The sequence below is a fragment of the Devosia lucknowensis genome, from assembly GCF_900177655.1.
Lineage (GTDB): Bacteria > Pseudomonadota > Alphaproteobacteria > Rhizobiales > Devosiaceae > Devosia > Devosia lucknowensis.
The window spans coordinates 761,957-775,307 of the sequence record NZ_FXWK01000002.1; the positions used below are offsets into that span (position 1 = coordinate 761,957).

The following is a 13,351-nucleotide window of genomic DNA, read 5'->3' on the forward strand; positions in this document are numbered from 1 at the left end:
GCCAAAGGCCGAGACGGGTGAGGGGTTCTTTAGCCAGCCCATCATACGCCGAGGGCCGCTTTCTGCATGACGGACAGTTCGCCGATGCCCTGTTCGGCGAGGGCCATGAGGGACTGGAGTTCGTCACGCGAGAACGGCGCGCCTTCGGCGGTGCCCTGGATTTCGACGAATTTTCCGGAACCGGTCATGACGAAATTGGCATCGGTCTCGGCCTCGACGTCCTCGAGATAGTCGAGATCGAGAACCGGCGTGCCGCGATAGATGCCGCAGGAGACGGCAGCGACGCTGTCCTTGAGGGCCTGGCCCTTGGTCAGCTTGCGCTCGTCCATCCACCTGATGGCATCGACCAGCGCCACATAGGCGCCGGTGATGGAGGCGGTGCGGGTGCCGCCATCGGCTTCGAGCACGTCGCAATCGAGGGTGATCTGGACTTCGCCAAGAAGCTCGAGATCGACCACGGCGCGTAGCGAGCGGCCGATGAGACGCTGGATTTCCTGGGTGCGCCCCGATTGCTTGCCGGCGGTCGCCTCGCGGCGGGTGCGCGAGCCGGTGGCGCGGGGCAGCATGCCGTATTCGGCGGTGACCCAGCCCTGGCCCTTGCCGCGCAGCCAGCCAGGAACGCTGGTTTCGACCGAGGCGGTGCACAGAACCCTGGTGTTGCCGAAGGCGACGAGGCAGGAGCCTTCGGCCTTCATGGCGACGTTGCGCTCAAGGGTTACTGCCCGCATGTCGCTTGGCTGCCGTCCGGATGGCCGCATCGTGATTCCAGTCTGTAATTGCCGTTAACCGCCTCTTAACCCTCCCGGAGCGCGCTCACAAGCGCCGGGCGCTTGGCGGATGGGGACGAAGGGCCTAAATGAGAAGCCAAGGTTAAAGTCGACGAGTTTAATCAAACCCCATGTCCAGGCCGGAAGAAGACTTTCTCTCGGTGCTCAATTCCCGCAGCCAGGAGATTTTCCGGCGGCTGGTGGAGCGCTATCTCGATACCGGCATGCCGGTCGGCTCGCGCGACCTGAGCCGCCTGCTGCAGGTGGAACTATCGCCCGCTTCTGTCCGAAACGTGATGGCCGACCTCGAGGACCTGGGGCTGATCGCGGCGCCGCACACGTCGGCCGGCCGGGCGCCGACGCAACAGGGCCTCCGCTTCTTCGTCGACTCCATGCTCGAGATCGGAACGATCAACGAGAGCGAACGCAGCCAGATCGCGCGGCACATCCAGGGCACGGCTGGCCATGCGCAGGTGGAAGACGTGCTGGCGGAAGCGTCGTCGCTGCTGTCGGGGCTGAGCCACGGGGCCGGCGTGGTGATCGCCACCAAGGCCGACATGGTGCTCAAGCATATCGAATTCGTGCGGCTCGACGCCGCGCGGGCCATGGCGGTGCTGGTGGGCGAGGACGGGCAGGTGGAAAACCGCATTCTCGACCTGCCGCCGGGCTATACGGCCAGCGCCCTGACCCAGGCGGGCAATTACCTGGCCCACTACGTCGTGGGCCGGACATTGTCGGAAGCGCGCAAGGTGCTCAACGAAAGGCGGGCCGAACAGCGCGCCGAACTCGATGAACTGACGCAGAAACTGGTGGATGCCGGCATTGCCACGCTGTCGGCGCCGAGCGGCAATTCTGCCCCCACGGTGATCGTGCGCGGCCGCGCCAACCTCATCAACGACACGATGCAAAGCGACGAGCTGATGCGGATGCGCCAGCTGTTCGACGAGCTGGAAAGCAAGGATGGGCTGCTTGAACTGCTGGGCGATGCCGAGCGGGCACAGGGCGTGCGCATCTTCATCGGCTCGGAGAACAAGCTGTTTTCGCTTTCGGGCTCATCGGTGATCCTTTCCCCCTACAAGGACGCCAACGACCGGATCGTGGGCGTGCTCGGGGTGATTGGGCCGACGCGGCTCAACTATGCGCGGATCGTGCCGGTGGTGGATTACACCGCCAATGTCATCAGCTCGATGATGGCCCGCAAGCGCGGGACGTAGGGGCAGGCGCGGCGCGATTTTGCATTCTCCTGGGCTCGGCGCTTGAATTCAGTCCATCATTGGCCGATATGGCGGGCAAGAGATTTAGCCAATTGGGGAAGAAGACCAGATGAGCGACGAAAACGCCGCCCAGGGCGAAACGCCGGAAACCGAAATCCCTGCGACCGACACGCCGGAAATCGATCCGGTCGAGGCGCTGCGCGCCGAGAATACGGAACTCAAGGACCGCGTGCTGCGCGTGGCAGCCGAGATGGAGAACCTGCGCAAGCGCACCGAGCGCGACGTGGCCGATACCCGCTCCTATGCGATTGCCGGCTTTGCGCGCGACATGCTGACGGCAACCGACGCCCTGAGCCGGGCGCTGATGGTGATCCCGGCCGAGGTGCGGGAGACCGCCGACGGTTCGCTCAAGAGCCTGATCGACGGGATCGAGCTGGCCGACCGCGAAATGCAGCGGCTGCTGGCCAAGCACGGCGTGAAGCCGATCGAGGCGGCGGGACAGAAATTCGACCCGCACAAGCATCAGGCGATGTTCGAAGTGCCCAACCCCAACGTGCCCGAGGGCACGGTGGTGCAGGTGGTGCAGGAAGGTTTTGCCATTGGCGAACGCGTGCTGCGCCCGGCCATGGTGGGTGTCGCCAAGGGCGGTGCGGCGGCTCCGGCCGGAGACGACGGCGTGGACAAGAGCGCCTGATGCCTTTGCGGGCTTGAATTGGAAGGGGCGCCCGGTGGGCGCCCTTTTTGTTTCGGCAGGAGGACCTGTGCACATCTCGGGTGCGACACATCCTCTAGACGGGGGGTGAGCAGGAGCCATGCCCCGCCATTCGAGCGTAGCTCTCATGGCCTAGCCCGCTAAAATCGCTCCACTGGAGCGATTTTGCCTGCGGCACGCGGACTAGCCCAAAATTTCCCGGCTCTGGATGCGTTCGACGCCGGCGTCGGTCATGTCGGCCCAGGCCTTGCTCAGCGAGCCATCCGCATCGATGGCCCGTGTCGCGTCCTCGATGACGGTCACGTCGAAGCCGCCGGCGACGCCATCGAGGGCGGTCCAGGCGACGCAGAAATCGGTGGCGAGGCCGACCACGAAGAGACGGCCGACATCGCGCTCGTTGAGATAACCGGCAAGGCCGGTGAGGATTTCGCGATCGGCTTCCTGGAAACCGGAATAGCTGTCGATGGCGCGCCTGAAGCCCTTGCGGATGATGAGCTGGGCGTGGGGGATGTTGAGATCGCTCGATATTTCGGCGCCACGGGTGGCCCAGACGCAGTGATCGGGCCAGAGAACCTGGGTGCCGTAGGGCAGGTCGATGGTGTCGAACGGCGCCTTGCCGGCGTGCTGGCTGGCAAAGGAGACGTGATCGGCGGGATGCCAGTCCTGGGTGAGGACGACATTGGCAAAGCGCGTGGCAAGCTGGTTGATCAGCGGCACGATCTCGTCGCCGCCGGAGACGGCAAGACTGCCGCCGGGCAGGAAATCGTATTGCACATCGACGACGACAAGGACGTCCTCTGGATTGACCGTGAGCGTCATGCTGGATCCTCTGTTTTTACCCAAACCGCCGGCACGACGCCGCGTACCGAATTGCCGAGATAGATGTCCGACCCCGCCTGGCGCAGATCATCGAGCGTCAGCACCTGTTCCTGCGCGGCCCCCGAGGCGATCAGGTCCGCACGCAGCGTTCCGGGCAAGAGGCCGGCGGTGAGCGGCGGGGTGCGAAAGACACCGTCGCCGTTGCCCACAAATAGGGACATGTACGAGCCCTCGGTCAATTCGTTTCGTTCGTTGAGGAAGACGACCTCGTCGACGCCTTGGCTCTCCATGGCGCGTTGGCGGGCCGCGTCGAGCATCTGCCGATTGGTGGTCTTGTGCGCCAGCCAGAGGTTGGTGGAGGTGACGCGTTCGGGCGCAATGACGAAGCGCATGACCGGGGGCGTCGGCGGCAGGGGCGTGCTGGTGAGGGCGTGGCCCGCCTCGGCGCTGACGGTGAGGCGCACGCGCATGTCGCTCTCGAAACCGGCCTGCAGATCCTGGAGGGCAGTCGAGATGGCGCCGAGATCAAGCGGGATGCGGAAATAGCGGGCCGAGGCGATCAGGCGCTCGATGTGGCGTTCGAGCAGCACATATCGATGCTGCGGGGTCCACAGCATGGTCTCGATCAGGGTGACGGGCGGGGCAGGGTCGGACAGGAACGTCAATTTGAGGAGCGCCTCATCGTATTCGGACCGGGCCGTGGAGTCGGCGACGATGCCGCCGCCGATGCCGATGGTGCCGCGCCCCCCGGCGTCGATGACGGCCGTGCGGATGGCGACGTTGAAACTGAAATCGCCCGAGGGCGCGACATAGCCGATCGAGCCGGTATAGAGGCCGCGCGGGCCGGCCTCGACGGCGTGGATGATTTCCATGGCCCGGAGCTTGGGCGCGCCGGTAATGGAGCCGCAGGGAAAGAGATTGGCGAGGACCTCGCCAATGCCGACGCCACGCTTGCGACGCGCCTCGATGCCCGAGGTCATGGTGTGGAGGCTGCGATAGGTTTCGACCGTAAAGAGGTCGGTGACGCGGACGGAGCCGGTCTCGGCGATGCGCCCCAGGTCATTGCGCAGGAGATCGACGATCATCAGGTTTTCGGCGCGGTTCTTGGGGTCCGCGGCAAGGGCGGCCCGGCCCGCTTCGTCTTCGGCGAGCGTGCGGCCGCGTCCCATTGTGCCTTTCATGGGCCGCGCCCTGAGGATGTCCCCGGTGCCGGACACGAAAAGCTCGGGCGAGCGCGAGAGCACGTGATGGTCGCCCGCATGGATATAGGCGCCGTAAGCGACAGGCTGGCTGGCCGCGAGCGTGCGATAAAGGCCGAGGGGATCGCCTTCGAGCGTGAAACCGGCCCTCAAGGTCAGGTTGACCTGATAGGTATCGCCGGCTGCAATGAGGGCCTCGACGCGATCGAAGGCCGCGCGATAGGCGTCGAAATCGAGATCGGGAGCGACCGCAGCCGCCCGTCCTTCGGGTGCGCCTGAGAGGAGGCGATCGACATCCTGCCCGCTCAGCTGCCGGGGCGCGTCGTAAAGGCCGAGCCAGAGAAGCGGCATCTCGCTGCGCGGCGGCAGCAGGCGAGCAAGACGTTCCTCGAACAGAAAACCCAGCTCGTAAGCGAGGTAGCCGGCGGCCCAAAGGCCCTCACGGCCGGCTGCCTCAAGGCGGGCGAGAGCCGCATGCGCCTGGTCGGCGGTGTGCGCGACAAGCACCTCGCGCGGCGCCGTGAACAGGAGGTTCTGGCCGCCGGTGCCGAGATTGTCGTGCAGGAGCACAGTGCCCGTGGTGATCATCGCGCCGTTCTAGTCGATTGCCGAGAGCGCCGTAACCATTTTTCGCATCCCGAAGACGGGGCCAACGCGAATCACTCTTGGCCGATATGTTCTTCAGTGGCATTTATCGTTGCGTCCGGAGCAGCATTCGTTCCGGCAGAGGGCATTTTCATGAACAAGATCCTGCTGGGCGGCCTTGCCGCCCTTGCGCTCGTGGCCGGCATCGCGCCCGCCGCGGCACAGACCGTGGAATTCACGGTCATCAACAACTCGTCCTACGACCTCCATTACTTCTACACCACGCCGAGCAACGAGGATCACTGGGGTGATGACCTGCTTGGCGACAGCGGCGTGCTGGAAGCGGGATACCAGGCGACAGCCACGATCGGCGACGGCTCCGACCAGTGCCTATACGACTTCAAGTTCGTGATGGACAACGGTGCAGAGCTGATCGAACCAGAGATCGACATCTGCCAACTGAGCTCCTACACGATCAACGACTGACCCCGGCGGGCCGCCCCGAAGCCGGGCGGCCCCCCAAGCGACGGCGACCCAAAAAACTCCACCAAGTCGCGCTTGAAGCCCCTCTCGCACCCCCCTATATACCCCCCAGGCCCCGCAAGGGGCGATTTTCAAACCTACGAGGGACCCGGCCCCGAGGGGCCAAGAGGCTGCTCTGACAAGAGGGCTTCGCGGTGGGTTCGCTGAGAGAGAGGCAGAGTAATGGCTAAAGTTATCGGTATCGACCTGGGTACCACCAATAGCTGCGTTGCCGTGATGGACGGCAGCAATCCCAAGGTCATCGAAAATGCGGAAGGCGCGCGCACCACGCCCTCCATGGTGGCATTCTCCAAGGACGGCGAGCGCCTTGTCGGCCAGCCGGCCAAGCGCCAGGCCGTGACCAATCCGGAAAATACCCTGTTCGCCGTCAAGCGCCTGATCGGCCGCCGCTACGACGACAAGGTCGTGGCCAAGGACAAGGGCCTCGTGCCCTTCAAGATCGTGGCTGCCGACAATGGCGACGCCTGGGTCGAGGCTTCGGGCGACAAGTATTCGCCCTCGCAGGTTTCGGCCATGGTGCTTCAGAAGATGAAGGAAACCGCCGAATCGTATCTCGGCGAGACCGTCACGCAGGCCGTGATCACCGTTCCCGCCTATTTCAACGATTCGCAGCGCCAGGCGACCAAGGATGCCGGCAAGATCGCGGGCCTTGAAGTGCTGCGCATCATCAACGAGCCGACCGCCGCTGCGCTGGCCTATGGCCTCGACAAGAAGAATTCGGGCACGATCGCGGTCTATGACCTTGGCGGCGGTACCTTCGACGTGTCGATCCTCGAGATCGGCGACGGCGTCTTCGAAGTGAAGTCCACCAATGGCGACACCTTCCTTGGTGGCGAAGACTTCGACATGCGCCTCGTCGACTACCTGGCCGACGAGTTCAAGAAGGAGCAGGGCATTGACCTGCGCTCCGACAAGCTCGCGCTGCAGCGCCTCAAGGAAGCTGCCGAAAAGGCCAAGATCGAACTCTCGAGCGCCACGCAGACCGAAATCAACCTGCCGTTCATCACGGCGGATGCTTCGGGCCCCAAGCACCTGACGCTCAAGCTTTCGCGCTCCAAGCTCGAATCGCTGGTGGATGACCTGATCCAGCGCACCATCGAGCCGTGCAAGCAGGCGATGAAGGATGCCGGCGTCTCGGCCAGCCAGATCGACGAAGTCGTGCTGGTGGGCGGCATGAGCCGCATGCCCAAGGTGCAGGAAGCGGTCAAGCAGCTGTTCGGCAAGGAGCCGCACAAGGGCGTCAACCCGGACGAAGTCGTGGCACTGGGTGCTGCCATCCAGGGCGGCGTGCTGCAGGGCGACGTCAAGGACGTGCTGCTGCTCGACGTGACCCCGCTGTCGCTGGGCATCGAAACGCTCGGTGGCGTGTTCACGCGCCTGATCGATCGCAACACCACGATCCCGACCAAGAAGAGCCAGACCTTCTCGACCGCCGAAGACAACCAGAATGCGGTGACCATCCGCGTCTTCCAGGGCGAGCGTGAAATGGCGGCGGACAACAAGCTGCTGGGCAATTTCGACCTTGCCGGCATTCCCCCCGCACCGCGCGGCGTGCCGCAGATCGAAGTGACCTTCGACATCGACGCCAACGGCATCGTCAACGTGTCGGCCAAGGACAAGGGCACCGGCAAGGAGCAGCAGATCCGCATCCAGGCCTCGGGTGGTCTCTCCGACGCCGACATCGAAAAGATGGTCAAGGATGCCGAGGCCAATGCCGAAGCCGACAAGCGCAAGCGCGAAGCGGTGGAAGCCAGGAACCAGGGCGAATCGCTGGTCCACTCGACCGAGAAGTCGCTCAAGGACTATGGCGACAAGGTTTCGGCCGAGGACAAGGCCGCCATCGAAACCGCCATCACCGACCTGCGTTCGGTGCTGGATGGAGACGATGCCGAAGCCATCAAGGAAAAGACCGCAACCCTTGCGGAAGCCTCGATGAAGCTGGGCGAAGCCATGTACAAGGCATCGCAGGCGGAAGCCGAAGCCAAGGCCAACGGCACTGCCGACCGCGATGACGACGACGACGTGGTCGACGCCGACTTCGAAGAGGTCAAGGACGGCGACGACGACAAGAAATCGGCGTAAGCCTGGTTGAATGAATGACGAGGCCCCGGTGGAAACACCGGGGCCTTTGTTTTTGGGGGGCGAGAAAAGGGAAGAAAGGTGGATTGCCCGGTCAAGCCGGGCAATGACGATGAGACGGGAAGTCCACGCTTCCGCCCCCATCGTCACCACCCGGCTTGTCCGGGTGGTCCATTTCGCGGCAAGCTCATTGCATGAGGGGATACGTCTACATTCTCGCGTCGGGGAAGAATGGGACGCTCTATACGGGCGTGACGACAAATCCGTCCCGACGCTGGTTCGAGCATCAGCACGCGCTCACGCCTAGTTTCACCTCGCGATATGGGGTGAAGACGCTGGTCTGGATCGAGCGCCATGCCTCGTGATTGCCGCTATCCGGCGGGAGAAAGCGATCAAGAGGTGGCCTCGGCAATGGAAGATTAACCTGATCGAATCCGCCAATCCCGAGTGGAAAGACGTTTCGGACTGGTTGTTGGGAACTTGAGGCATCGCATGGATTGCCCGGACCAACCGGGCAATGACGAAGGAATGGAAGCAGCCGTTTTCTTCGTTGCCAGGATGCAGACGTAGCCCTTTACCCATCCAAGGTGGGAAGAGATGGATCACCCGGTCAAGCCGGGTGGTGACGGAACGGGGAGGGCGGAGAATGCCCCACCTGTCCGGCCCATTGCAGTGGCGTTTCACGTGAATCGCTATGTGTTGATCCCCCGCGCTGCCCTTGCTAATACCGCCGCGCCTGCCCATATGCGGGTGAACGGGCCGGCGCAGCCGGCTTTTGCTTATTTTCATTCAGCGCGACGACCATACCGGCGCGACGAAGACGAGAGAGTTGACCTTGTCCAAACGCGATTTCTACGAGGTGCTCGGCTGCCAGAAAGGCGCCGATGATGCCGCCCTCAAGAGCGCTTATCGCAAGCTCGCCATGCAGTTTCACCCCGACCGCAACCCGGGGAACAATGAGGCAGAGCACAAATTCAAGGAAATCAACGAAGCCTACGATACGCTCAAGGATCCGCAGAAGCGCGCGGCCTATGACCGGTTCGGCCACGCCGCCTTCGAAAATGGCGGGCGCGGGCAGGGGGGTGGCTTCGGCGCCGACTTCAATTCGTCGATGTCCGACATTTTCGAGGACATTTTCGGGGACTTCATGGGCGGCGGGGGTCGTCGCGGCGGCGGCGGCGCCTCGAAGCTGCGCGGCTCGGACCTGAGATACAATCTCGAAATCTCGCTCGAGGAGAGTTTTGACGGCCGTACGGTGGAAATCGACGTGCCGACGCTGGCCGGCTGCGAAACCTGCGACGGTACGGGCGCCAAGCCCGGCACCGGCACCCATACCTGCCGGCAGTGCAACGGCCATGGCAAGGTGCGCGCGGCGCAGGGGTTCTTCACCATCGAGCGGACCTGCCCGGTCTGCCAGGGCCGCGGCCAGATGATGGACCAGCCTTGCACCGATTGCGGCGGCCAGGGCCGTCGCCAGCAGAACCGCAAGCTCAGCGTCGACGTGCCCAAGGGCATCGAGGACGGGACGCGCATCCGCCTTGCCAATGAGGGCGAGGCCGGCATCCGCGGCGGCCCGCCGGGCGACCTTTATATTTTCGTTTCGATCAAGCCGCACCAGCTGTTCCAGCGCGACGGCGCCGATCTTTACGCGCGCGTGCCGATCTCGATGACGACGGCGGCGCTGGGCGGCGAATTCGAAGTGCCCACGCTCGACCAGGCGCGGGCCAAGGTGAAGGTGCCTGCCGGCACCCAGCCGGGCCAGCGCGTTCGCCTCAAGAGCAAGGGCATGCCGGTGCTCCGGAGCAAGGATATCGGCGACCTCTACGTGCAGCTCGACATCGAGACGCCGCAGAACCTCAGCAAGCGCCAGCGCGAATTGCTCGAAGAGTTTGCCCGGCTCGAAACCGAAGAAACCAGCCCCACATCAGGCGGCTTCTTCGACAAGCTCAAGAAAATGTTCGAGGCTTGAGGCCGGCCGCTTCGCGGCCAAATCGCGCCTATGGCGCGATTTGAGGCCTCAAGGCCATGAGAGCTGCGCTCGAATGGCACGAGGTTTCGGCGGGCGCCGGTCTCACTTGCGCAAGCCCCCTCATCCGCCCTTCGGGCACCTTCTCCCACAAGGGAAGAAGGGTTACCCCCACCTAGCTTTGCTATGGCCTTTCAGGCCTAGCGTCGCTACCTCCCCGTCGAGGGGGAGGTGGGTCTGCGTTTGTCTCGGCGTCGTGCCATTCGAGCACAGCTCTCATGGCCTGGTCGCCTCAAATCGCGCCACTGGCGCGGTTTGCCCTATGGGCCGGCTCTCAGGGCATCTGGCTGAGGTCCATCCAGGTGTATTCCCAGACGTGGCCATCACGGTCGGCGACGGCGCGGCCATACATGAAGCCGTAGTCCTGGACGTCGCGGGTTTCGGTACCGCCGGCTGCAATCGCCGCATCGGCGATCGTGTCGACCGCGTCGCGGCTATCGCGCGAGAGGGCGTAGAGCGCGCCGGTCTGCGTCTTGGCATCCGGAATGGGCTTGCTCGAGAACTGGCGGAACTTGTCGTGGGTGAGCAGCATCACGAAGATGGTGTCGCTGATGACGATGCAGGCGGCAGTGTCGTCGGTGAACTGCGGATTATGGTCGAAGCCGAGCGCCTTGTAATAGGCCATGGAGGCCTTGAGGTCGGTAACCGGCAGATTGACGAAGATCATGTTGGCCATTTTCTAACTCCCGAGTGTGGGTGCGCCCCTTGTATTGGACAGCACCTCGCCAATTCACTTGCACCGACGAGCGGGCCGCGCCAGTTTCGACACTATCGAGACATCAGGAGGCGACATGAAGACGGCGCTCACCCTTTCGGGGTCCATCCGCAAGGGGTCCTACAATCGTATCCTGCAACAGCATATGGGCCGCAAGCTCACCGAGGCCGGCGTCAAGGTGACCGAAATCGACCTCGGCGATTACCCGATGCCGATCTTCAACGAGGATCTCGAACCCGACAACGTGCCCGAGGCAGCCGGGCGACTGGCCGAGATGTGGCGCAGCCATGACATCGTCTTCATCGCGACGCCCGAATACAATGGCGGCATACCGCCCTTGCTGGTCAACACGGTCACCTGGCTCAGCCGGCAGAAGCCGAGCCCGTTTCGCCACGCCGTGTTCGGCATCGGCGGCGTCTCTTCGGGAAAGTATGGCACCATATGGTCCTTGAGCCACCTCAGGGACAGTCTCACCAAGGTGGGAACGCTGATCGTACCGACGCTGCTTGGCATCGGCCCCGCCGAAGCCGCATTTGACGAAAACGGTGATCCGAGCGAGCCCGCCATCATCCGCAAGGTCGAGCAGATGGTGAGCGAGCTCACCCATTTCAGCCGAGGATAGGATTGCGCGCGCTCTATCTCACCCATCCCCAGGTCGCGATGGATGCGGCCGTACCGGTGCCGCTGTGGGGCCTGTCGGCCGAGGGGCGGGCGCGCGCCGAGGCCTTTGCCCAGCGCGGCGTGGTGCCGGTGGGCACGATCGTGTTTTCGAGCCGCGAGACCAAGGCGCTGCAGCTGGCCGAACTGGTGGCAGCCGCGTCGGGCACGCCGGTGCTGTCCGACCATCAGATGGGCGAGAACGATCGCTCGGCCACCGGCTTCCTGCCGCCGGCGCTGTTCGAGGCCCATGCCGACCGGTTCTTCGCCCACCCACAGCAAAGCGCCGACGGCTGGGAGCGGGCGATCGACGCGCAGGCGCGGATCGTGGCCACAGTGCGCACGGCGCTGGCCTCGGTGCCGGCGGACATGCCCGTGATCTTCTGCGGCCATGGCGCAGTCGGGACGCTGCTCAAATGCCGGATCGGCAACCGTCGGATCTCGCGCGAGGAAGACCAGGGCCGCATCGGCGGCCCGGGTGGAGGAAACGGCTTCCTCTTCGATCTTTCGGCGCGGCAATTGCTGACCGACTGGACGCCGATGGAGGAGATCGGGCCGGACTGGTTCGCCTCGGCCTAGCGCCGCGTCCACGGATCGAGGCCGAAGAGCTCCAGCGCGTCGCCGAGCGCGGGCGCGAGACGATCCAGGCGTTCGGTTTCGCCCTCGACGTCACGCAGGCGCATGGGGCCGGCCATGGGCTGGGCCGCCACCAGGGTGGCACCGGCCTCGGTGAGGGACACATTGCGGGCGCGGCGATCCTCGGGATTGGTCCGCACCTGGCAAAGGCCCTTGCGGCGCAGGTCGTCGATGGCCTGGCCGAGCGTGGCGGCATGGGCGAGCAGAGCCTTGCGCAGCGCCGCCAGCGGGATGTGCGGCCGTTCGGACACGATGTGAAGCACGGCCAGTTGCAGCGTGGTGATGTTGTGGCGGCGCTTGAGATCGAGCTCGAATGCCTTGAGCGCGGATTCAAGACGCATCCAGGCGACCATGGCCGCCAATGCCTGTTGCTGCATGAAATAATCCCAAGAGGCCGAATACCCTGCCTGATATGATGCCATAGCAATGCCGGGCAAGCCCATTCTGCGGTGTTGCGGACAAGAGAAAGCTTGCCCTCGCGCCGCTCTTGTGCGACCGGGTGGCAAATCAGCGAAAGGATCTGCAGCATGGCTGGCCAATTGATCGTGGGCCTCGACGTTTCTTCGCGCGCGCGCGCCGAGGAGGTGGTGTCGCTCCTCGGCGACACGGTGGATTTCTACAAGATCGGCTATCAGTGCTTTTATGGCGCGGATGGGTTGGCGCTGGGCAAGGCGCTGCTGGCGGCGGGCAAGAAGGTGTTCTTCGACCTCAAGCTGCTCGATATCGACAACACGGTGGAAAAGGGAGCGGCGGCCATCGCCGAGACCGGCGCGACCATGCTGACGGTCCACGCCTATCCCAAGACCATGCGCGCCGCGCAGAAGGCCGCCGCGGGCTCGGGCCTCTGCGTGCTGGGCGTCACCGTCTTAACCTCGATGGACGACGAGGACGTCAAGGATGCCGGCTATGCCCGCGATGCGGCCGGGCTCGTGGCGCTCCGCGCCCAGCAGGCGCGCGAAGCCGGGATCGGCGGTATCGTCGCCTCGGCGCAGGAAGCGGAAATGGTGCGCACCATCGTGGGCTCGAAGATGGCTGTCGTGACCCCTGGCATCCGGCCGGCGGGCGCGGCCCTGGGTGACCAGAAGCGCGCCATGACGCCAGCCGACGCGCTCAATGCGGGCGCTTCGCATCTGGTGGTGGCACGGCCGATCATCGAGGCCGCAGACCCGGCGGCGGCGGCAAGAGCGATCCTGGACGAGATGAACGGGAAGCGGGTGAGCCTGGCCTGAGAGAGAGAGAGAGCCCCCACCCGGCCTCCCCCTGAAACAGGGGGAGGTGTCTGCCGGTGCCTGCTTCAGCGTCGTCGATGAACGCGATGTGCCTCTGACCCTCCTATTCGGGGAGAGAGGGTTTGGGTCGAAGGCCCGTGCTTACGCCCAGAGCTTAGGGCGTTTCTCTC

Annotated in this window: 13 protein-coding genes and 1 pseudogene; 9 read left to right on the forward strand and 5 right to left on the reverse strand. The window is 64.5% G+C overall.

All coding sequences use genetic code 11. The features are described 5' to 3' along the window. Window positions 1-41: 41 nt before the first annotated feature. Window positions 42-758, reverse strand: coding sequence for a ribonuclease PH (gene rph / locus CCK88_RS16000; protein WP_086471569.1), 717 nt, complete (start codon window positions 756-758; stop codon window positions 42-44). A 140-nt stretch (window positions 759-898) separates the two neighbouring features. Between rph and hrcA the strand changes: the two genes are divergently transcribed. Both hrcA and grpE read left to right on the forward strand, forming a co-directional pair. Continuing rightward, a complete protein-coding gene (gene hrcA, locus CCK88_RS16005) occupies window positions 899-1,981 on the forward strand; it encodes a heat-inducible transcriptional repressor HrcA (RefSeq protein WP_086471570.1) in 1,083 nt (360 codons plus the stop codon). A 109-nt stretch (window positions 1,982-2,090) separates the two neighbouring features. Next, window positions 2,091-2,675, forward strand: a complete 585-nt coding sequence (grpE, locus tag CCK88_RS16010) for a nucleotide exchange factor GrpE (protein ID WP_086471571.1) — start codon at window positions 2,091-2,093, stop codon at window positions 2,673-2,675. A gap of 201 nt (window positions 2,676-2,876) precedes the next feature. Here the strand turns inward: grpE and pncA are convergent, their stop codons facing one another. Both pncA and CCK88_RS16020 read right to left on the reverse strand, forming a co-directional pair. Next, the gene (gene pncA / locus CCK88_RS16015; protein WP_086471572.1) at window positions 2,877-3,512 is read right to left on the reverse strand and encodes a bifunctional nicotinamidase/pyrazinamidase; all 636 of its coding nucleotides are present in this window, start codon (window positions 3,510-3,512) and stop codon (window positions 2,877-2,879) included. Further along, entirely contained in the window at window positions 3,509-5,299 is a 1,791-nt protein-coding gene (locus CCK88_RS16020) for an aminodeoxychorismate synthase component I (RefSeq protein ID WP_086471573.1), read from the reverse strand. The genes pncA and CCK88_RS16020 overlap by 4 nt, the downstream gene beginning before the upstream one ends. Before the next feature lie 150 nt (window positions 5,300-5,449). Between CCK88_RS16020 and CCK88_RS16025 the strand changes: the two genes are divergently transcribed. The 4 genes and pseudogenes from CCK88_RS16025 to dnaJ all read left to right on the forward strand — a co-directional run bounded on the left by CCK88_RS16025 (window position 5,450) and on the right by dnaJ (window position 9,887). Next, window positions 5,450-5,782: a hypothetical protein gene (locus tag CCK88_RS16025; protein ID WP_086471574.1), complete on the forward strand. Its 333-nt coding sequence runs from the start codon at window positions 5,450-5,452 to the stop codon at window positions 5,780-5,782. Window positions 5,783-6,001: 219 nt separating this feature from the next. Then, on the forward strand, window positions 6,002-7,921 hold the full coding sequence (dnaK, locus tag CCK88_RS16030) for a molecular chaperone DnaK (protein WP_086471575.1): 1,920 nt from the start codon (window positions 6,002-6,004) through the stop codon (window positions 7,919-7,921). Window positions 7,922-8,112: 191 nt separating this feature from the next. Next, window positions 8,113-8,402 (forward strand): annotated as a pseudogene (locus tag CCK88_RS16035) (GIY-YIG nuclease family protein). 351 nt (window positions 8,403-8,753) lie between these two features. Further along, entirely contained in the window at window positions 8,754-9,887 is a 1,134-nt protein-coding gene (dnaJ, locus tag CCK88_RS16040; protein WP_086472008.1) for a molecular chaperone DnaJ, read from the forward strand. A gap of 331 nt (window positions 9,888-10,218) precedes the next feature. On the opposite strand, the gene CCK88_RS16045 is transcribed toward dnaJ, so the two are convergent. Continuing rightward, window positions 10,219-10,620, reverse strand: coding sequence for a VOC family protein (locus CCK88_RS16045; RefSeq protein WP_086471576.1), 402 nt, complete (start codon window positions 10,618-10,620; stop codon window positions 10,219-10,221). Window positions 10,621-10,735: 115 nt separating this feature from the next. Here CCK88_RS16045 and CCK88_RS16050 point away from each other — a divergent pair, with 115 nt between their 5' ends. Together CCK88_RS16050 and CCK88_RS16055 are read left to right on the forward strand one after the other, a co-directional pair. Beyond that, window positions 10,736-11,281, forward strand: coding sequence for an NADPH-dependent FMN reductase (locus CCK88_RS16050; RefSeq protein ID WP_086471577.1), 546 nt, complete (start codon window positions 10,736-10,738; stop codon window positions 11,279-11,281). Window positions 11,282-11,319: 38 nt separating this feature from the next. Continuing rightward, on the forward strand, window positions 11,320-11,895 hold the full coding sequence (locus tag CCK88_RS16055) for a histidine phosphatase family protein (RefSeq protein ID WP_425290646.1): 576 nt from the start codon (window positions 11,320-11,322) through the stop codon (window positions 11,893-11,895). Here CCK88_RS16055 and CCK88_RS16060 read toward each other — a convergent pair. After that, window positions 11,892-12,329: a MarR family transcriptional regulator gene (locus CCK88_RS16060; RefSeq protein ID WP_170926524.1), complete on the reverse strand. Its 438-nt coding sequence runs from the start codon at window positions 12,327-12,329 to the stop codon at window positions 11,892-11,894. The two genes, CCK88_RS16055 and CCK88_RS16060, sit on opposite strands and share 4 nt — an antisense overlap. Before the next feature lie 150 nt (window positions 12,330-12,479). Between CCK88_RS16060 and pyrF the strand changes: the two genes are divergently transcribed. Further along, on the forward strand, window positions 12,480-13,181 hold the full coding sequence (gene pyrF / locus CCK88_RS16065) for an orotidine-5'-phosphate decarboxylase (protein ID WP_086471580.1): 702 nt from the start codon (window positions 12,480-12,482) through the stop codon (window positions 13,179-13,181). Window positions 13,182-13,351: the final 170 nt, after the last annotated feature.

Coding starts and splice junctions, on each gene's coding strand:
- grpE (WP_086471571.1), top strand. CDS start 2,091: ATGAGCGACGAAAACGCCGCCCAGGGCGAAACGCCGGAAACCGAAATC.
- pyrF (WP_086471580.1), top strand. CDS start 12,480: ATGGCTGGCCAATTGATCGTGGGCCTCGACGTTTCTTCGCGCGCGCGC.
- CCK88_RS16060 (WP_170926524.1), bottom strand. CDS start 12,329: ATGCAGCAACAGGCATTGGCGGCCATGGTCGCCTGGATGCGTCTTGAA.
- CCK88_RS16050 (WP_086471577.1), top strand. CDS start 10,736: ATGAAGACGGCGCTCACCCTTTCGGGGTCCATCCGCAAGGGGTCCTAC.
- CCK88_RS16045 (WP_086471576.1), bottom strand. CDS start 10,620: ATGGCCAACATGATCTTCGTCAATCTGCCGGTTACCGACCTCAAGGCC.
- CCK88_RS16055 (WP_425290646.1), top strand. CDS start 11,320: ATGGATGCGGCCGTACCGGTGCCGCTGTGGGGCCTGTCGGCCGAGGGG.
- hrcA (WP_086471570.1), top strand. CDS start 899: ATGTCCAGGCCGGAAGAAGACTTTCTCTCGGTGCTCAATTCCCGCAGC.
- dnaK (WP_086471575.1), top strand. CDS start 6,002: ATGGCTAAAGTTATCGGTATCGACCTGGGTACCACCAATAGCTGCGTT.
- CCK88_RS16020 (WP_086471573.1), bottom strand. CDS start 5,299: ATGATCACCACGGGCACTGTGCTCCTGCACGACAATCTCGGCACCGGC.
- CCK88_RS16025 (WP_086471574.1), top strand. CDS start 5,450: ATGAACAAGATCCTGCTGGGCGGCCTTGCCGCCCTTGCGCTCGTGGCC.
- pncA (WP_086471572.1), bottom strand. CDS start 3,512: ATGACGCTCACGGTCAATCCAGAGGACGTCCTTGTCGTCGTCGATGTG.
- rph (WP_086471569.1), bottom strand. CDS start 758: ATGCGGCCATCCGGACGGCAGCCAAGCGACATGCGGGCAGTAACCCTT.